Source organism: Streptomyces sp. WAC07094, assembly GCF_036320405.1.
Lineage (GTDB): Bacteria > Actinomycetota > Actinomycetes > Streptomycetales > Streptomycetaceae > Streptomyces > Streptomyces lannensis.
In genome coordinates, this window is record NZ_JAVMJZ010000001.1 from 7,266,529 (window position 1) to 7,284,854 (window position 18,326).

The window sequence follows — 18,326 nt, forward strand, 5'->3', positions numbered from 1 at the left end:
ACGACCTCGCACGACCTCGTGCCCCGGACCGAAAGGCCTCTCGTGTCCCCAACTGCCGCCCGTATCACCGCGGTCGACACCTTCGACATCCGTTTCCCCACCTCCCGCGAGCTCGACGGCTCCGACGCGATGAATCCGGACCCCGACTACTCGGCCGCCTACCTCGTGTTGCGCACGGACGCCGCCGACGGTCTCGAGGGGCACGGATTCACGTTCACCATCGGGCGGGGCAACGAGGTACAGGTCGCGGCGATCGAGGCGCTGCGCGGACACGTCGTCGGAAGGGACGTGGACGAACTGTGCGCGGACCCCGGCTCGCTCTTCCGCGCCCTGATCGCCGACAGCCAACTGCGGTGGCTGGGGCCGGAGAAGGGCGTGATGCACATGGCGATCGGCGCGGTCGTGAACGCCGTGTGGGACATGGCCGCCACCCGTGCGGGCAAGCCCCTGTGGCGGCTGCTCGCCGAGGCCGAACCGGAGTGGCTCGTCCGCCAGATCGACTTCCGCTACATCACCGACGCGCTCACCCCCGAGGAGGCCCTGGACCTCCTGCGGCGCGGCAGGCAGGGCACCGAGGAGCGCACCGCTCGGCTGCTGGCGGAGGGCTACCCGGCCTACACGACCTCCGCGGGGTGGCTCGGCTACAGCGACGAGAAGCTCACCCGGCTGGCCGCGCAGGCGGTCACCGACGGCTTCCGGCAGATCAAGCTGAAGGTGGGCGCGGACCTCGCGGACGACGTGCGTCGGTGCCGGGTGGCCCGTTCCGTCGTGGGACCGGACGTCCGCATCGCCATCGACGCCAACCAGCGCTGGAACGTGGACGAGGCGATCACCTGGACCCGGGAGCTCGCCGAGTTCGACCCGTACTGGATCGAGGAGCCGACGAGTCCGGACGACGTGCTCGGTCACGCCGCGATCCGCAAGGCCGTCACGCCGGTGAAGGTCGCGACCGGCGAACACGTGCAGAACCGTATCGTCTTCAAGCAGATGCTCCAGGCTGGCGCCATCGACGTCCTCCAGATCGACGCGGCCCGCGTCGCCGGCGTCAACGAGAACCTGGCGATCCTGCTGCTGGCCGCGAAGTACGGGGTGCCGGTCTGCCCGCACGCGGGCGGGGTCGGGCTGTGCGAACTGGTCCAGCACTTGTCGATGTTCGACCTGGTCGCGCTCTCGGGCACGACCGACGACCGGGTCATCGAGTACGTCGACCACCTCCACGAGCACTTCATCGACCCGGTGGTGATCAGGGAAGGCCGCTACTCGGCGCCCACCTCGCCGGGCTTCTCCGCGGCGATGCGGCCCGAGTCCATCGCTCAGTACACCTTCCCCGGCGGTACCTTCTGGGCCGCCGACCTCGAACAGAAGAAGGGGCACGCGGCATGAGCGACTTCGAGGGCCTCAAGGCACTGGTGACCGGCGGGGCCTCCGGGATCGGCCGGGCCACCGCCGAGCTGCTGGCGGTGCGCGGTGCCGAGGTGGCCGTACTGGACCTCGACCCCTCGTCGGTGGACAAGCCGCTGCTCGCCCATCGGGCCGATGTGACCGACGATGCGTCCGTCCGCGCGGCCCTGTCCGCCGCGGTCACCGATCTCGGCGGCCTGGACGTGCTGATCAACAACGCTGGTATCGGCGCCCAGGGAACCGTCGAGGACAACGACGACGAGCAGTGGTGGCGGGTGCTCGACGTCAACGTCCTGGGCATGGTGCGCACGACCCGCGCCGCGCTGCCGCATCTGCGGGAGTCGGCGCACGCGGCGATCGTGAACACATGCTCCATCGCCGCGACGGCCGGGCTCCCGCAGCGGGCCCTGTACAGCGCCAGCAAGGGCGCCGTCCTCTCGCTGACCCTCGCCATGGCCGCCGATCACGTCCGCGAGGGCATCCGGGTGAACTGCGTCAACCCCGGCACGGTGGACACCCCTTGGGTCGCCCGCCTCCTCGACGCCGCCCCCGACCCGGCGGCCGAACGCGCCGCGCTCCAGGCCCGCCAGCCCGCCGGCCGCCTGGTGACGGCAGCCGAGGTGGCCGGTGCCATCGCCTACCTGGCGAGCCCTCTGTCGGGCTCCACCACCGGCACCGCCCTCGCGGTCGACGGCGGCATGCAGGGCCTTCGGCTGCGGCCGGTGGGCCAGTGAGCACCCTCGGCGGCAGCGGCGTCGAGGTCGGTCCACTGGCCTTCGGCGCCGCCGGCATCGGCAACCTCTACACCGAGGTCGGCGAGGAACGGGCGTACGAGGCGGTCCAGGCCGCCTGGGACAGCGGGATCCGCTACTTCGACACGGCCCCGCACTACGGACTCGGCCTGTCCGAACGCCGCCTCGGTGCGGCCCTGCGCGAGCACCCCCGCGCCGCCTACACCGTCTCGACCAAGGTCGGCCGTCTGCTGGAGCCCGCGGGCACCGGCGGCGACGACCTGGCGAACGGCTTCGCCGTACCGGCCACCCACCGCCGCGTCTGGGACTTCAGCGCGGACGGCGTGCGGCGCAGCCTGGAGGACAGCCTCGAGCGGCTCGGCCTCGACCGCGTCGACGTGGTCTATCTGCACGACCCGGACGACCATGCCGAACAGGCGCTGCGGGAGGCCGCTCCGGCGCTGGAGAAACTCCGCTCACAGGGCGTGGTCGGCGCGATCGGCGCCGGCATGAACCAGGCAGGGATGCTGACCCGGTTCGTCCGTGAGACGGATGTGGACGTGGTGCTGTGCGCGGGCCGGTACACCCTGCTCGACCAGCGGGCACTGGACGAACTGCTCCCGGCAGCCGCCGACCGCGGCGTCTCCGTGGTCGTCGGCGGCGCGTTCAACTCCGGTCTGCTGGCCGACCCGAGGCCCGACGCCACCTACGACTACGCGGCGGCACCGGCCGAACTGCTGGACCGTGCACTGCGGATGAAGGCGCTCGCGGAACGGCACGGCACCACGCTGCGGGCCGCGGCGCTGGCGTTCTGCGGCGCCCACCCGGCCGTGGCGAGCGTGCTCGTCGGCGCGCGCTCGGCGGCCGAGGTCCGCGACTGCGCCGAGCAGTTCGCGGCGACCGTCCCGCCCGCGTTCTGGCAGCAGTTGAAGGATGCGGACCTGCTGCCGGCCCATGCCCCCGTCCCCGTCGAGGAGCCGTCATGAGAGTCGCCCTGCACACCAGGGTCCGCGCCGATCGCATCGAGGCGTACGAGGCCGCCCACCGGGACGTGCCCGAGGAGCTCACCCGGGCGATCAGGGCGGCCGGTGCCACCTCGTGGACCATCTGGCGCAGCGGGACGGACCTCTTCCATCTGCTGGAGTGCGAGAACTACCCGCGGCTACTGGCCGAGCTGGAGGCTCTCCCGGTCAACGTGGCCTGGCAGGCTCGGATGGCGGAGCTGCTCGACGTCGTGCACGACTACTCACAAGAGGGCACGGACGCCGGCCTTCCCGTCGTATGGGAGCTGCCGTGACCGTCGACGCCCATCACCACGTCTGGGACCTGTCCGTCCGGGACCAGGACTGGATCACCGGACCCGCGCTTCGGCCCCTGCGGCGGAACTTCACCATGGCGGACCTCGCGCCCGAGGCACGCGCGGCCGGTGTCGACCGGACCGTGCTGGTGCAGACGGTCACGGTGGCGGAGGAGACCCCGGAGTTCCTGGCGCTGGCGCAGGACGACGACCTCGTCGCCGGGGTCGTCGGCTGGACCGATCTGACCGCACCCGATGTCAAGGACACCCTGGACCGGCTGCGCGAACTGCCCGGCGGCCCGTACCTCCGCGGGATCCGGCACCAGGTCCAGGGGGAGCCGGACCCCGAGTGGCTGCTGCGCTCCGACGTACGGCGGGGCCTGGAGGCGGTCGCGGCGGCGGGTCTGGTGTACGACCTGGTGGTCCTGCCCCGCCAGCTCCCGGCGTGCGTCCGGGTGGCCGCCGATCTTCCCCAGCTGACCTTCGTCCTGGATCACCTGGGCAAGCCGCCCATCGCCTCCGGGGAACTCGAACCCTGGGCGTCCCGCGTGCGGTCGCTCGCCGCCCTGCCGAACACGGTGTGCAAGCTGTCGGGGATGGTGACCGAGGCCGACCATCAGGCCTGGAGCCCGGCGGATCTGCGACCGTACGCCGACACCGTGCTGAACGCCTTCGGCCCCGACCGGCTGATGTTCGGCTCGGACTGGCCGGTGTGCACGCTGGCGGCCACCTATGCCGAGGTGTCGGAGGCTGCCGGCGAGCTCACTCGGGGTCTCGGGGATCCCGAGCGCGCCCAGATCTTCGAGAAGACCGCCGCCCGGGTCTACCGGCTCTGAGCCGCCTGGGCCGCCAACCGTGTGGGCGGCAGGAACTCGCGGACATAGGTGCGCTCCCAGCATGCTCCCGTGCTGCGCAGTTCCTGCCAGGTCGTGTACCGGTAGCGGAAGAGCCGTGCCCGGACGAAGCGCGGTGGGGCGTCCGGCGGAAACGGGGAGCGGCGCAGGAGCCGCAGTGTGTCGCGGTCGTTCTCCAGCAGGCGTTCGACCAGCCCGCCGAACCAGGATCCCGCGTAGGCGGGGGAGAGCGCCGCGAACCACATCAGCCAGTCCAGCCGCAGATGGTACGGCGCGAACTGGCGCGGCCAGCGCCGAGGATCACCCGGTTTGCCCTTGAACTCGTACTCCCGCCAGTCGGAGTCCTCACGCGGCAGTGCCTCCGCCGTGCCCTCGATCACCACCTCGTACCGGATCCGGCTGACGCTGCCGAACGCCCCGTAGGTGTTGACGAGATGCAGCGGATCGAAGGAGCGGTTCATGACCTGGCCCCGGGAGACCATGTTGCGCACGGGGTGGTAGCTGAGGACGATCAGGCCCGCCGCGACGGTCAGCACCACGATCTCGTACCACAGCGGCGGCGCGGCCACCCCGGGAGCGGCGGTCGGGAACCGGACCGCCGACAGGGCGAGCACGATGGTGATCCAGTTCAGCCAGGCGAAGTTGCCGGACAGGACCAGCCACAGCTGGGTCACGATCATCAGGGACGCGGCCACCGTGGCGATCGGCTGCGGGGTGAACAGCAGGACGGGGACGAGCAGCTGTGTGACGTGATTGGCCGCCACCTCGACCCGGTGCAGCGGCCTGGGAAGACGGTGGAAGAACCAGCTCAGCGGGCCCGGCATCGGCTGCGTCTCGTGGTGGTAGTCGAGGCAGGTCAGCTTCCGCCAGCAGGCGTCCCCGCGGATCTTGATGAGACCGGCGCCGAACTCGACCCGGAAGAGGATCCAGCGCAGCAGGAACAGCACGACGACCGGCGGGGCCACCTTGTCGTTGCCCAGGAAAGCGGCCAGGAAGCCCACCTCGAGGAGAAGTGACTCCCAGCCGAACGAGTACCACGTCTGACCGACGTTGACGATCGACAGATACATGGCCCACAGGGCCAGCCACAGCACCATGCCCGCCCAGAGCGGCAGTTGGGAGTCGAGCCCGGCGACCAGAGCCACCGAGACCGCGCACCCCGCCCATGACCAGGCGGCGAAGAACCGGTCCGAGTAGTGGAGGTGGAAGACACTCGGGGCGTGCTTGAAGGGCATCCGGGCCAGATGGCGCGGCACGGGCAGGATGCCGCGCTCCCCGATCAGCGCGCGGAACTGAAGAGCGGCGGAGAGAAAGGCGAAGAGGTACACGACGGCAAGGGCCCGCTGGAACACCAGCCGGCCGAGCCAGTACTCGGGTGCCACGAACCAGTCCACGGTGACCGCTCCTCTCCCCCCAGTGTGACCCGGTACCCCGGTCCGGGCCGAGGGCCCCGTGACTCTCCGTGCCGATCCGCTCCGCTTGCGCGACTCGAGCGAGTGAAGCAGACATGTAGTGACGAATCGTCCTGGACGAAGCGGAGAACGCGGTGAAGACGCCCACCCGGTCGCTGAAGGCCCCCCTCAGGACACCCCATCCCGCCATCACAAGGATGAAGGCGCCCGCCAGGGCCCTGGCAGCCGCCTGCACGCTGTCGGCCGCGACCCTACTGTGCGCCGGATGCGGCGGGAAGGGACTCATACCGGGTCCCCCAGCCGGGGGTGAGGTCTTCCTCCAGTCGGCCGCGGCCCCCGGACCCGACCCCTTCACCGACTCGACGGTCCGCTCCGGCGTGTCGCCCACGTCCGTCACCCGGGCGCCGCAACCGGTGGCGTACAGGACAGGAGGGGCCGCACGGTCCGTTTCCGGCGCCACGCCCGGCCTGTACGCCGGCACCCGCTCCGTCGGCAGCTGCGACGTGGAACGGCAGGTCGCCTATCTGACCGCCGACGGGGTGAAGGCCCGCGCCTTCGCACAGGCCTCCGGCATCCACCAGGCGTCCGTCCCCGCCTATCTGCGCGGCCTGACATCGGTCGTCCTGCGCGCCGACACACGCGTCACCGACCACGGTTTCCGCGACGGACGCGTCGCCGGCCGCCAGTCCGTCCTGGAAGCGGGCACATCCGTCCTGGTCGACAACCGCGGCGTGCCCCGGGTGCGCTGCGCCTCCGGCAACCCGATCGGCGAGCCCACGTCACTGAGGGGCACCCCGACGACCCACGGCCGGCCCTGGTCCGCCTACCGGCCCGCCCAGGTCGTCGTCGTCACCCCGGCTCCGCAGACCATCGCCAACATCACGCTCATCGACATCGACAACACGAACGCGTGGATAGAGCGAAGGACGGGGGACGACGGGCGCCAGGACATCGACGTCCGGCCGCCCCAGGCCGATGTGCGGCCTCCGCAGGTCGAGGTACGGCCCCCGCGCGCCGACGTACGGCCGCCGAGGTCCGATGGGCAGGGCGCCGCGCCGAGGCAGTTCGGGACCTCCTTGCTGCAGCCCGCGCCGATCCCGAGCGGCATCCCTGCCCTCGAGAACCCGGACCCGGACAGGAGCGACGCCCCGCACGAGAAGAACCTGACGCTGCGGCGGCCCGGAGCCGACTGCGTGCTGCCCAGCGTGACCGTCACCACCGCGCCGTTGACGACGCGCGAGACCCGGGTGCCGGGGGATGTCCCGCCCGGGGACGTCGACTGTCCCACCGCTTCCATCGCCGCCGCCGCCACCGCTGCGCCGGCCACGCCCGGGGCGGTCACGCCGTCCGCTCGGCCGTCCGCGCCGAAGCCCGACGCTTCCGACGGCGGCCGTCCGGTCCCCGGCGACACGAGCACGGAGAGCCCGCTGTTCGACAGCCCGGCCGACGCGGTCGGCCACTGAACCCTCCGGGGCGGCCGCGGCCCCGGGGACCACCGGGCAGAAGTCGAAGATTCCGGCAAATCCTGGCATCGTGGGCCCATGGCTGATCGGGCAGCGAGCGCCCTGTCACGGCCGCAGGGTCGGCCCGCCCCACCGGATCCGATCCTGGCGCTCAACCGCATGGGCAGCTTCGACTGGGACCTGGACACCGGGCTGTTCCACATGGACGCCCAGGCCTACGACATCCTCGATCTGTGCCCCGACGAATACGACGGCCGCCGCGAGAGCCTCTCGCTGCGCATACCGCCGACCGAGGGCAGGCGCCTCGACGCCGTCGTCGCCCGTTCGATCGAGGACGGCAGCGCGAACTACGGAACCTACTTCCGCATCCGCCGCCGGGACGGCACCCTGCGCTGGACGCACAGCCAGGGCTATATCCATCGCGACGAGACGGGCAGGGCGCACCGGATCATCGGCATCCTCCGCGACGCCACCCAGGAGCTGCGGGACGGCCGGACCCGCGGCGAACAGAGGTCCCAGGACGAGGCGCTGCGCCGGCAGACGGACGTCGTCCAGATCACCACCGCGGCCCTGGCCCACGCCCGCACCGTGCAGGACGTCATCGACGTCCTCAAGGACAGCCGGGGCCTGACCCACCTCGGGGCGATGTCCCTCGTGGTGGGGATGGTGGAGAGCAGCCGCATCAAGATCGTCGCCGAGGGCCCCGAAGGCCGCTCCCTCCCCGGAGCCGGCGTCACGCGCATCGACGAGCCGTATCCGATGGGCGAGGCGATCCGGAGCCTTTCACCGCAGTTCATCGAGTCACCGGAGGAGTTCGCGGAGCGCTACCCGATCCTGTGGCCGTACCTCGGGCACCTGGGCATCACCTCGGCCGCCTATCTGCCGCTGATCGCGCATGCGCGCCCCATCGGCGCCGTGGGTCTGCTCTACGACGACCGGTACGGATTCACCACCGAGGACCGCAACGTCCTCGTCGCGCTGGGCAGCAGCATCGCGCAGAGCCTTCAGCGCGCCATGTTCTACGAGCAGGACAAGGACCTCGCCCAGAGCCTGCAACAGGCGATGCTGCCGCGTTCCATACCCAGCGTGCCCGGCGCCGACATCGCCGTCCGCTACCGTTCGGCCTCCCTCGGCCGGGACATCGGCGGCGACTGGTACGACGTGATCCCGCTTCCCGGCGGCCGGGTCGGCGCCGTCATCGGCGACGTACAGGGCCACGACACACACGCCGCCGCCGTCATGGGCCAGCTGAGGATCGTCCTGCGCGCCTACGCCGCCGAGGGCCACACGCCGGCCACCGTGGTGGCCCGCGCCTCGGTCTTCCTCAAGGAGCTCGACACCGAGCGCTTCGCGACCTGTCTGTACGTCGAGGCCGACCTGTCCAGCGGGGTGGTGCAGCTGGTCCGCGCCGGCCATGTCGATCCACTGCTGCGGACGACCGAGGACTGCTGCAGGCGGCTGTCCGTCGAGGGCGGGCTCCCGCTCGGGCTGTCCGCGGAGTTCGGCCGTCTCGAGTACCCGGTGACCACCGTCGAGCTGGACCCCGGCCAGACCCTGCTGCTGTGCACCGACGGACTGATCGAACAGCCCGGCACCGATCTCGACGACGGCATGCGGACTCTGCGGGACCTCGTCTGCACCGGCCCGGGCGATGTGAGCGACCTGGCCGACCGGCTCATCGCATCGGCCGAGGATCGGGGTGGCCACGACGACGTGGCACTGCTGCTCCTCCGGCGCCGGGGCCTGGCCCAGCGGTCCGGCGGCCGGCTCCAGCACCACGTCGGGCCCGGTGACCCGCAGGCGCTCGGTGATGCCCGCCGCATGATCCGCGCCGCGGTCCGCGCCTGGGGCGTGGGGGAGCGCTCCTACGAGATCGAACTGGTCGCCGACGAACTGATCACCAACGTGCTCCTGCACACCGAGGGATCCGCGGTCGTCACACTTCGGGTCCTCGCCGGCCACGACCGCAGGCTGCGGGTGGAGGTCGAGGACTCCTCCAGCGCCCTGCCCCGCCGCCGGGAAGCGGGCGAGTCCGGTGTCTCGGGCCGCGGGCTGCTGCTCGTCGACCGGCTCACGGACGTGTGGGGAGTGGAGGCGCGCGGCGGCGGCAAGGTCGTGTGGTGCGAATTCATGGTTCCGCGACGCGGGTGAGACGCCTCGCCGGTCGCGAAGCCGGGCAGGGTGGCACTCTGGTACACATGCCGGAACTGCCCGAGGTCGAAGCGCTCAAGGATTTCCTGTCCGAGCATCTCGTCGGCCACGAGATGGTGCGCGTGCTGCCCGTCGCGATCAGCGTCCTGAAGACGTACGACCCCCCGGTCACCGCCTTCGAGGGCCGCGCGGTCACAGCGGTGCACCGGTACGGCAAGTTCCTCGACGTGGAGGCCGTCGGACTGCACTTCGTCACCCATCTGGCCCGAGCGGGCTGGCTCCAGTGGAAGGACCGCCTCCCCGACGGCGTGCCGCGGCCCGGCAAGGGTCCGCTCGCCCTGCGGGTCGCGCTGGAGACGGGGGAGGGTTTCGACCTGACGGAGGCGGGCACCCAGAAACGGCTCTCCGTCTACGTCGTCCACGATCCGCAGGACGTGCCCGGCGTCGCCCGGCTGGGCCCCGATCCGCTGGCCGCCGACTTCGACGAGCAGCGCCTCGCGAAGCTCCTCGAGGGGGAGCGCCGCCAGATCAAGGGCGCACTGCGCGACCAGAGCCTGATCGCCGGTGTCGGCAACGCCTACAGCGACGAGATCCTGCACGCCGCGAAGATGTCCCCGTTCAAACTGGCCGCGTCGCTCTCCCCGGCGGAGACGGGACGTCTGTACGAGGCTCTGCGCAGCACGCTCACGGAGGCGGTCGAGCGCTCCCGGGGTCTCGCGGCCGGCCGCCTGAAGTCGGAGAAGAAGGGCGGCCTGAGGGTCCACGGCCGGACCGGCGAGCCCTGCCCGGTGTGCGGCGACACGATCCGCGAGGTGTCCTTCAGCGACTCCTCGCTGCAGTACTGCCCGACCTGCCAGACGGGCGGCAAACCGCTGGCGGACCGCAGGTTGTCACGGTTGCTCAAGTAGGCCCCGCGCCCGACGCGGACGAACGGCCGGAACCGTGCCCCCCCGCCTGCCGACTGCTGCCCGGCGGACACCCGCGCAAGATCCCGACCTCTCACGACGCCGACCGGAAGCGGCCTGCGTCCTTCCGACCCGGCCGAGGCCAACGGGCGTATCCGGCCCGTGTCGTCGGTGCCAAGAAGGCGTCAGTGGGACTTCAGCGTGACCAGGTGCTGCCCGTCCCTGGTACGCACCTCGAAGTGGTCGATCTGCCGGGACGGGAGCGCGGCGCCTCCGTGCACGGTGGTCGCATCCCCGTCCTCCGCGGGCACCATCCAGCTCGTCACCGTCTGCTCCGAGCCGTCCTTGCCCACCGCGACGAGCCGGCACGGGTGCGGCCCGGACCTGTCCTTGACCGTCACATCCACCTGGCTGCCCCACACCCGGTCCTGCGTGCTGATCTCCGCCCAGACGCCGGTGTCCGGGTCGGTCGCGCTCATGGCGGTCGTGTCCGAAGACCCGCCGTGCCCGGAGACGAGCGCCAGCGACGGGCCGCCGACCGCGAACAGCACGGCGGCCGCGACCGCGTAGAGCAGGCGTTGTCGCCCGCTGCGACGTTTGGCCGTCACCTCGTCGAGCACCCGCTCCAACAGGCGGGGCCCAGGGGCCGCGAAGGGACTCACCGACCGCGGGGTCGCGTTGCGGTACAGCATCAGCTGTCGTGCGGCGGGACGGAACTCGCTCACGTGCGCCTTACAACTGGCGCATTCCATGAGGTGGTCCTCGAAGCGAAAGGATTCCGTCTCATCCAGAACGCCGAGCGCGTAGGCGCCGACGTCGCGATGGCGTTCCAGGGACCTCATACCAAATCCTCATGACCGGTGAGCGGGGTGGGGGTGGTGCTGCTGTTGCCCACCGGTACGGACCAGACAGCCGAATCACTCAAGGCCGTTACCGAATCGCGGCCAAGACATTCGGAGCCGTCGGCCCGGCGGATTGGTCCCGGTTCAAAAAAGATGGATGGCGAGGTGCCCGAGGGGAAGTCCCAGCTGCCAGGCCGGAGTCCAGACCTTGGGGCCGTCCTCCTCGCCCACGGGGACCCCGTCGGGCACCGCGTCCAGATCGGGGGCGAGCAGCTCGGTCTCCTCCAGCCAGCGCCAGGCCGCCGACGCGAGCTCCAGGTCCGGGGCGGGCCCGCCGCACTCGATCGCCTCGGCGGCCAGCTGGGCCATGCGCCCACGCACCCAGTCCTGCCAGGGCTGGTCGTACGCCGTCAGCGAGAGCCAGGTCTCCAGCTGTGAGACCACACGGATCCCGGACAGCTCGCCGCCGGTGTCGGACAGGAAGATGGTCAGTGCCAGGGCGTCGCGCCCGGCACGGAACTCGAAGGACGTCGGCGGCATGAGGTCGCCCGTGCGGAGCAGTTCGTCCGCGATGTACTCGGCATACAGCCACGCCATGGGGACGGCCAGTTCACCGCCTCCGGTGCCGTCCGTGCTCTCTTGGCCTCTGTGCAGCATCCCTTCCTGCCTTCCTCCGGTACGTGCGCGTCGCCCGAACCCGGGCCCCGGTCCGGAACACGGATGAAGCAAGCTGATTGCTCAACCATGGTCGGCAGCAAGGCGCTTTACGGAGGCTTGACTCGGCCTACGGTTTCACCGCAGGTCGGCCGCGTATCCCGGCAAAACTCGGCGCAGGGCGCGCAATGCGTAGTACGCGCGAGACTTCACCGTACCGGGCGGAATTCCCAGGGCCTCGGCGGCCTCCGCCACACTGGCCCCTCGGAAATACACCTGCACCAGTACGTCCCGGTGCTCGGGAGTGAGTGTCTTCACAGCCTCGCGTACGTCGAGCATCGCGGCGGATCGTTCCGCATGGTCGGCGATCACCCTCGCGTTCTCCAGCACGGCGTCCCCGACCTCGGCAGGTCTCGCCTGACGGGCCCGCCGCGCGTCGATCGCGAGCCGCCGGCCGACGGTCAGCAACCAGGGGCGCACGGAGTCGAAATCATGCGCGCGAAGCGCTTCGGGGTGTTGCCAGGCGCGTACGAACGTCTCCTGCAACAGATCCTCGGCGCGCTGCCGGTCGCCGTCCGAGAGCCTGAGCAGCAGGGCGAAGAGGGGGCGGCCGTGCTCGCGCTGCAGCTCGGCCAGCTCGTGCTCGGCGGTCGTCCCGGTCGGGGTGGTGGTTACGGCCGTCATGGGCGTATGGCAACGCGGGCCGCGCCCTCCGCACAGGTCCGGGACCGGGCCGTGCGGTGGGCGGTCGCTGTTCGTCGGTGAACGGTTCGGCGAGCGGTCGACCGCCCACCGCACGGGCCCGGCTCCGCTCTCGCCGAACTGCGGGAGGGGTGGCGGGGCCCGGGCGGCGTCAGGAAGATCCGACGGTCCTGGCCAGCTTGGAGCGCTTGTACGAGTACCCGAAGTAGACGACCTGGCCGATCGCGAACCACACCGCGAACCGCACCCACGTCTGCCACTGGAGAAACGTGATCAGCCAGATCGAGAAGACCACGCCGAGTGCGGGTACGAACGGCATCCACGGTGTGCGGAAGGAGCGTGGCAGATCCGGTTGCCGGTAGCGCAGGACGATCACCGCGGCGCACACCACCACGAAAGCCAACAGGATGCCGATATTGGTCAGTTCGGCGGCCTCGCCGATGGGCAGGAACCCGGCGATGGCGGCGGAGGCGATCCCGACGATCCAGGTGACGCGGGTGGGGACGTGACGCGTGGGATGCGTCTTCGCGAACCATCCGGGCAGCAGTCCGTCCCGGGACATCGAGAACCACACCCGGGTGACGCCCAGCATGAAGGTGAACATCACCGTGAGGATGCCGACGATGGCCCCGACCGCGATCACGTCCGCCAGCCCGCCGAGCCCCACGGCCTTGAACGCGCTCGAGAACCCGCTCTCCTTGTCGATGTCCTTGTAGTCCTGCATGCCCGTCAGCACCAGGCAGGCCGCCACGTACAGGACCATGGAGATCCCCAGCGAGTACAGGATCGCCTTCGGCATGTGCCGCTGCGCGTCCCTGGACTCCTCGGCCGCGGTCGACATGGCGTCGTACCCGAAGACGGCGAAGAAGACCGTCGCGGCCCCGGTGAACGCTCCGCCGACGCCGTAGGGGAAGAAGGGGTGGTAGTGGCCGGTGTCGATGTGGAAGACGCCGACACCGATCACCAGCAGAACCACAAGGATCTTGAGAGCCACCACCGTCGTCTCGAACCGGGCCGCGTTGCGGATACCGAGGTTGAGCAGCCACGCGATCAGCAGGCACAGGACGACCGCGAACAGATCGACCCGGTGGCCCGCACCCGTGCCCGGCGCGCCCAGCATCCAGGCCGGCAGATGCGCGCCCGTCTCGCCGACGAGGAAGCCGAAGTAGCCCGAGATGCCGATCGCGACCACGGCCACGATCGCCGTGTACTCCAGCAGCAGATCCCAGCCGATGAACCAGCCCGCGTACTCGCCGAGCACCGCGTACCCGTAGGTGTACGCCGAACCGGCCTTCGGGATGAGTCCCGCGAACTCCGCGTAGGACAGTGCCGCGCATGCGCTCGCCACCCCCGCGACGAGGAACGAGACAAGGACCGCGGGTCCCGCCGTGCCGTTGGCGACGGTGCCGGCCAGGGTGAAGATGCCCGCGCCGATGATCCCGCCCACACCGATCGCGGTGAGCTGCCACAGTCCGAGCGAACGGTCGAGCCGTGTGCCGTCGTGGACTTCCGTCTCTTCGATGCGTTCGATGGGTTTGCGGCGGAGAATCCCCTCACCCATCCTGAGCCCGGCCATGAGCCTCACCCCTTCGCATACGGCAATGGGCTGACGGCGGATCATGATGGCGCAGGGGACGGCAGGGACGGAAGACCGCATGCGTGCCCGGCAGGGACGATCGCCCGCCGGGCGCGGTCGGGGCCGGCACCGCGGGTGCCGGCGGCGCCGCTACGGAACGACCGTGACCGGCCAGCGCCCCGCCTTGACCAGCCGGATCGCCACCGAACCGATGATGCGGTGGCCGGCCTGCTCGGAGGCGCCCACCACCACCGCGTCAGCCTTCAGCTCGTCGGCCGCCTTGACCAGCCCGTTGTAGGGGTCGCCGCGGAAGGTGTGGAACTCCCAGCGCACCTCGAATATCCCTCTGACGCGCTCGGTGGCCTCGCGGATGTACTTGACCAGGTCCTCCGCGATCGCGTCGGTGGTGTCGGCCACCGGGACCCCGAGCGCCGCCCCCGCCGCCATCACAGGCTGCACGTAGACGACGGCCAGCAGCGCCCGCTGCCGACGGGCGAGACCGCCGGCGTAGGCGGCCGCCCGGAGCGAGGAATCGGAGCCGTCGACGCCGACGACGATGACTTTGGGCCCGTCCGTTCCTCGCTCGAACTGATGCGAGTGCTGTTCCGTCACGGCGGTGAGGCTATCGGAAACCGCAGGTCCGGGGCCCGTTCGGGCGCCGGGGAATTCCACGCGGGTCGGCGGGACACGGTGGCTTGCGCCGATCCGTCCCGGGCTGTCCGCCGTCCGCTCCGATCGCACTCACCGCACTTCGACCATGCGGGCGAACACCACCACGTTCCCCGCGTAACCGTGTTCCTCGGAAAAACCTCCTCCGCAGGTGATGACCCGCAGCTCCGGGGCGCCCTTGTTCCCGTAGACGCGGCCGCCGGGGAAGTTCTTCTTGTCGAAGACCTCGTTGCCGTAGACCTCGAACACGGCCGTCTTGCCGTCCAGGCGCCGTACCTCGACACGGTCGCGCTGCTTCAGGGCGCCCAGTCCGTAGAACACCGCCGGGCCCACGTCGTTGTCGACGTGGCCCACGATCACCGCCGTGCCCTTCTCACCGGGAGAGACCCCGCCGGTGAACCAGCCCGCGAGGTTCGTGTCCTCGGGCGGTGGCGCGCTCACCCAGCCGGAGGCGTCGAGGCCGACCGGTACGACGGGCGCGTCGACCTGGATCGCCGGGATACGGACGCGGCTGACCACGGAGTACTGCAGCGCGGCGGGCGTACCGGCGTGGCTCAGGGCGCCGGTGGTGCCCGGGGCCGCCGCCGAGGCCGGCTGCGGCGGGCCCACGTCGACGTGACCGGAACCATTGCGGACGAGGGCGAGGCCCGTCAGCAGGGCGATCGCCATCATGCCCCACGGGGCCCGCTTCTTCTGCCGGTCCTCCGTGCCGGCCGACCCGGACGCAGACATTCGCCAATCCCCTCTCGACGCGGCCGTCACCACGTCGGTCACGATCAACAGCACGCCGAGCGCACCGGAATGAGTGAGCGACGGGGAGGCGGCGAACGGGTGTCGGCCGTCGGGGGTGCGACGGCCGGGATCCTTCCGACGGATCGTGACCTGTGGTGTGTCTCCCGGGCGGGAACGCCCTCGCCCCGGATCCGTTCGGGACCCGGGGCGAGGAGATCCGGCTTTCAGTCCCGGGGAGGGGTGCGCCGGCGTGCCATGCGCCAGGCCGTGCCGACCGCACCGATGATCAAGGCGGCGCCTAGGCCGACCTCCTTGAGATGGAATCCGCGGACGCTGCCGCCGACACCGGCCTGCACGCCGTGCTGCTCGTACCCGCCTCCGCCGCCGCCTTCACCCTTTCCATAACCTCCGCCGCCTCCACCGTTTCCGTACCCTCCGCCGCCGATGCCTCCGCCGTACCCTCCGCGCCCGATGCCTCCGCCGTACCCTCCGTCCCCGATGCCTCCGCCGTATGCACCGCCGCCGATGCCTCCGCCGTACGCTCCGCCGCCGATGCCTCCGCCGTACGCTCCGCCGCCGATGCCTCCGCCGTACGCTCCGCCGCCGATGCCTCCGCCGTATCCACCGCCGCCGATCCCGCCGCCCCCGTAGCCGCCTTCGCCGCCTCCGCTGTCCGGCGCACCCCCGCTGCCGCTCTGCTTGGATCCCGCGGTCTCGCTGTGAGCGGCACCGATGGTGAGCTTGCGGTGGCCGTATTCATGACCGCACCGGAAGGCCACGTCGTAGGAGGTACCGGGGCGTGCGTTCCGGTCGATCACCGCCGTGGCCGAGGTCCCGCCCTTGGGGACGGTGACCGTCTGGAAGACGCCGGAGGTGACCGTGGCCTCCTCCTTGCAGCCCTGTACGGGCAGCGAGAGCCGGCCGCCGGGAGCGACCGTCTCCGGCTGGAGGTTGTAGCCGAAGCCCGGGTTGCCGACGTCGTCGCCGGCGGTGGCAGAGGTGCATGCGGTGAGGGCGAGGGCGCCAAGGCCCAGCATTGCGGCCGAGAGTGCGCGTATCGCGGGCATGGAAGCCTCCAGGTCCCCGAGGAGCCTTGCCGCGGACGGATTCCGCTTGCGCCTGAAATGCACCTCGATGATCGAAACAGTAGGAAGGCCGCTTCGGGGGCGCGATCTCAGTCGTGCGAATGGGGCAAGTGCATGGGCCGCACAGGGGACCCCGGCCGTGAAAGGGGGCGGGGCGGGCCGGTGCGGCGGGAGGGAGCGCACGGGAGGTGGCAGGGGCGGGAGTCCTGTGACGTTCCGCCCCCGCCACCGGTGCGCGACGGCGCCGGGGCCGTCACCCGTGTACGTGCGGGAACAGTGTCAGGAAGGGCTCCGCGGACGCCGCGATGCCCCGGCTGTAGGGCGTGTCGAAGTCCCAGATGAGGAAGAGGAGGAAGGCGATGAGTGCGGAGAACAGCCCGGCGAGGACCAACTCGCGTGGCGTACGCCGGATCTGGAGTGCGAACACCATGCCGATCGTGATCACCGCACCGCCGATCAGCCCGAACCAGACCACCGTGGGCATGGTCGCACCCGTGGAGTCGGCCCGGGCCGCCCGTGCTGTGTCGACCGCGGCCACCTGGTCGAGGAGCGGTTGGTAGGACTGGGCCTGGAAGTCCGTCTTCGGCTGATAGTCGGTGACGTCCTGACGGATCCGCTGGAGCAGTTGCGCACCACGAGGGGTCACCTTGCCGTGATCCGTCATGGCCTTCCACTCGGCGGTCACGACATGGCCGACATATGCGTCGATGTCGTCGCGGACGCGGTCGCGGACGTCGGGCGGATAGACCCGGACGCGCTCCGAGATCTCGTGCAGTGCCTGAGCCTCGGCCTGCACATGGTCCTGGGCGGCGCTGCGGGCTTCCCAGACACCGGCGATGGCGAGTCCCAGCACGATGGCGTACACGACGCCGATCCACATCGTCATGTACTCGATCACATCCGGTGTCTCGGACGGATCGTCGTCCTCGGCGGCGGTGCGATGCCGAAGCAGGGTCACCGCGACCACGACGGCGCAGGCGGCCGCCATCGCGAGGGCGAGAACAAGCCATTCCGACAAGAAGTGCCTCCAGGGGTCAGCGCGGACGCAGCGCGGCGACGGCGAATACCGCGGGCGCGGCGATCAGCAGGGTGAACATCAGCGGTGAGGGAGCGTCGCGCGGAGGGCGCGGCCGGGACACCGAGTGGTAGCGGGGGTAGTGCACGGGAGTCGCCGACGGGCGTGGGCGCGGTTGCTGCGTGGGGGGCGGGGCCACCGGTGGCGGGGGCGGCGGGGGCACCCGGACCAGTACCGGTCGTGGTGGCGGGGCCACGGGGGGCGGTGGCGGAGGGGGCGGTACGGGTCTCGGTGTCGGCCGTGGTTGGGGTGGCGGTGTGGGGGTCGGCGTCGGTGTGGGGCTCGGTGTCGGTGTCGGTGTTGGTGTCGGGGTCGGGGTGAAACACGGGGAAAGTGGCCAGTGGTCGCCGCCCGCGACCGCCACCGCGTCCGTGCCACCGGGGCCCGTCGAGGCGTAGGCGCACGCGTCGGCCGACGCCGCTCCGGCAGGGGCGCCCGCAAGGATCCAGACCATCGCCACCAGGGCCAACGCCCTTGGAACGAGGGTGGATCGGGGCCGTTCGGGTCGTTGCACGACCGAGATCATCGGCGCGCGTGGGTCCCTCTACGCACACGCACCGGCGAATTGCCCTGAAGGGGGGAGATCCATCATTCGGTGGTTTCGTCGGCCATGTCCGTCGTGACCCCGGTTGCGTACATGTGCGCGAGGGGGCCCGGGTGCGGCCGGGGCGGGTGACGGACGACGGGTCACAGGTTCCGGAAAGAAATCTCTGGACCGATTGAACACATCAGGCAGTCCCGTCCGTACCTAGGGCCAGACGCGGCGAGGAGCACAGG

At 71.0% G+C, this 18,326-nt stretch carries 18 protein-coding genes; 8 read left to right on the forward strand and 10 right to left on the reverse strand.

Features of this window, described 5'->3' with window-relative positions:
• Positions 1 to 42: 42 nt before the first annotated feature.
• From RCR19_RS32405 to RCR19_RS32425, 5 genes are read left to right on the forward strand one after another with little or no spacing between them, the layout of a single operon-like run.
• Positions 43 to 1,383, forward strand: coding sequence for an L-fuconate dehydratase (locus tag RCR19_RS32405; protein ID WP_331268328.1), 1,341 nt, complete (start codon positions 43 to 45; stop codon positions 1,381 to 1,383).
• The gene (locus RCR19_RS32410) at positions 1,380 to 2,135 is read left to right on the forward strand and encodes an SDR family oxidoreductase (RefSeq protein WP_331268329.1); all 756 of its coding nucleotides are present in this window, start codon (positions 1,380 to 1,382) and stop codon (positions 2,133 to 2,135) included. Before RCR19_RS32405 ends, RCR19_RS32410 begins: the two co-directional genes overlap by 4 nt.
• On the forward strand, positions 2,132 to 3,118 hold the full coding sequence (locus RCR19_RS32415; protein WP_331268330.1) for an aldo/keto reductase: 987 nt from the start codon (positions 2,132 to 2,134) through the stop codon (positions 3,116 to 3,118). Before RCR19_RS32410 ends, RCR19_RS32415 begins: the two co-directional genes overlap by 4 nt.
• Positions 3,115 to 3,429 (forward strand): L-rhamnose mutarotase, encoded by a 315-nt coding sequence (locus tag RCR19_RS32420; protein ID WP_331268331.1) that lies wholly within the window; start codon positions 3,115 to 3,117, stop codon positions 3,427 to 3,429. Before RCR19_RS32415 ends, RCR19_RS32420 begins: the two co-directional genes overlap by 4 nt.
• Positions 3,426 to 4,265: an amidohydrolase family protein gene (locus RCR19_RS32425; RefSeq protein WP_331268332.1), complete on the forward strand. Its 840-nt coding sequence runs from the start codon at positions 3,426 to 3,428 to the stop codon at positions 4,263 to 4,265. The genes RCR19_RS32420 and RCR19_RS32425 overlap by 4 nt, the downstream gene beginning before the upstream one ends.
• On the opposite strand, the gene RCR19_RS32430 is transcribed toward RCR19_RS32425, so the two are convergent.
• Positions 4,253 to 5,677, reverse strand: coding sequence for a lipase maturation factor family protein (locus RCR19_RS32430; RefSeq protein WP_331268333.1), 1,425 nt, complete (start codon positions 5,675 to 5,677; stop codon positions 4,253 to 4,255). The genes RCR19_RS32425 and RCR19_RS32430 overlap by 13 nt on opposite strands.
• A gap of 152 nt (positions 5,678 to 5,829) precedes the next feature.
• Here RCR19_RS32430 and RCR19_RS32435 point away from each other — a divergent pair, with 152 nt between their 5' ends.
• The 3 genes from RCR19_RS32435 (at position 5,830) to RCR19_RS32445 (ending at position 10,217) form a co-directional block, all read left to right on the forward strand.
• Positions 5,830 to 7,158 (forward strand): DUF6777 domain-containing protein, encoded by a 1,329-nt coding sequence (locus RCR19_RS32435; protein WP_331268334.1) that lies wholly within the window; start codon positions 5,830 to 5,832, stop codon positions 7,156 to 7,158.
• A gap of 78 nt (positions 7,159 to 7,236) precedes the next feature.
• Entirely contained in the window at positions 7,237 to 9,309 is a 2,073-nt protein-coding gene (locus RCR19_RS32440) for a SpoIIE family protein phosphatase (protein WP_331268335.1), read from the forward strand.
• A gap of 47 nt (positions 9,310 to 9,356) precedes the next feature.
• Positions 9,357 to 10,217: a DNA-formamidopyrimidine glycosylase family protein gene (locus RCR19_RS32445; protein ID WP_331268336.1), complete on the forward strand. Its 861-nt coding sequence runs from the start codon at positions 9,357 to 9,359 to the stop codon at positions 10,215 to 10,217.
• 182 nt (positions 10,218 to 10,399) lie between these two features.
• On the opposite strand, the gene RCR19_RS32450 is transcribed toward RCR19_RS32445, so the two are convergent.
• From RCR19_RS32450 to RCR19_RS32490, 9 genes are all read right to left on the reverse strand, one after another.
• Positions 10,400 to 11,056, reverse strand: coding sequence for a zf-HC2 domain-containing protein (locus RCR19_RS32450; protein ID WP_331268337.1), 657 nt, complete (start codon positions 11,054 to 11,056; stop codon positions 10,400 to 10,402).
• Positions 11,057 to 11,200: 144 nt separating this feature from the next.
• Entirely contained in the window at positions 11,201 to 11,713 is a 513-nt protein-coding gene (locus tag RCR19_RS32455) for a hypothetical protein (protein ID WP_331268338.1), read from the reverse strand.
• 135 nt (positions 11,714 to 11,848) lie between these two features.
• Positions 11,849 to 12,394, reverse strand: a complete 546-nt coding sequence (locus RCR19_RS32460) for a sigma-70 family RNA polymerase sigma factor (protein ID WP_059126833.1) — start codon at positions 12,392 to 12,394, stop codon at positions 11,849 to 11,851.
• A 169-nt stretch (positions 12,395 to 12,563) separates the two neighbouring features.
• Positions 12,564 to 13,988: an amino acid permease gene (locus tag RCR19_RS32465; RefSeq protein WP_331268339.1), complete on the reverse strand. Its 1,425-nt coding sequence runs from the start codon at positions 13,986 to 13,988 to the stop codon at positions 12,564 to 12,566.
• Positions 13,989 to 14,138: 150 nt separating this feature from the next.
• The gene (locus tag RCR19_RS32470) at positions 14,139 to 14,600 is read right to left on the reverse strand and encodes a universal stress protein (protein WP_059126834.1); all 462 of its coding nucleotides are present in this window, start codon (positions 14,598 to 14,600) and stop codon (positions 14,139 to 14,141) included.
• Between the two features lie 129 nt (positions 14,601 to 14,729).
• Positions 14,730 to 15,389 carry a class F sortase gene (locus RCR19_RS32475; RefSeq protein ID WP_331268340.1) on the reverse strand — a complete coding sequence of 220 codons (660 nt, stop codon included), beginning with the start codon at positions 15,387 to 15,389 and terminating at the stop codon, positions 14,730 to 14,732.
• Between the two features lie 224 nt (positions 15,390 to 15,613).
• Complete coding sequence (locus RCR19_RS32480) at positions 15,614 to 16,456, reverse strand: hypothetical protein (RefSeq protein ID WP_331269674.1); 843 nt, start codon at positions 16,454 to 16,456, stop codon at positions 15,614 to 15,616.
• 271 nt (positions 16,457 to 16,727) lie between these two features.
• Positions 16,728 to 17,492, reverse strand: a complete 765-nt coding sequence (locus RCR19_RS32485; RefSeq protein WP_331268341.1) for a hypothetical protein — start codon at positions 17,490 to 17,492, stop codon at positions 16,728 to 16,730.
• Between the two features lie 16 nt (positions 17,493 to 17,508).
• Positions 17,509 to 17,637: a hypothetical protein gene (locus tag RCR19_RS32490; protein ID WP_331268342.1), complete on the reverse strand. Its 129-nt coding sequence runs from the start codon at positions 17,635 to 17,637 to the stop codon at positions 17,509 to 17,511.
• Positions 17,638 to 18,326: the final 689 nt, after the last annotated feature.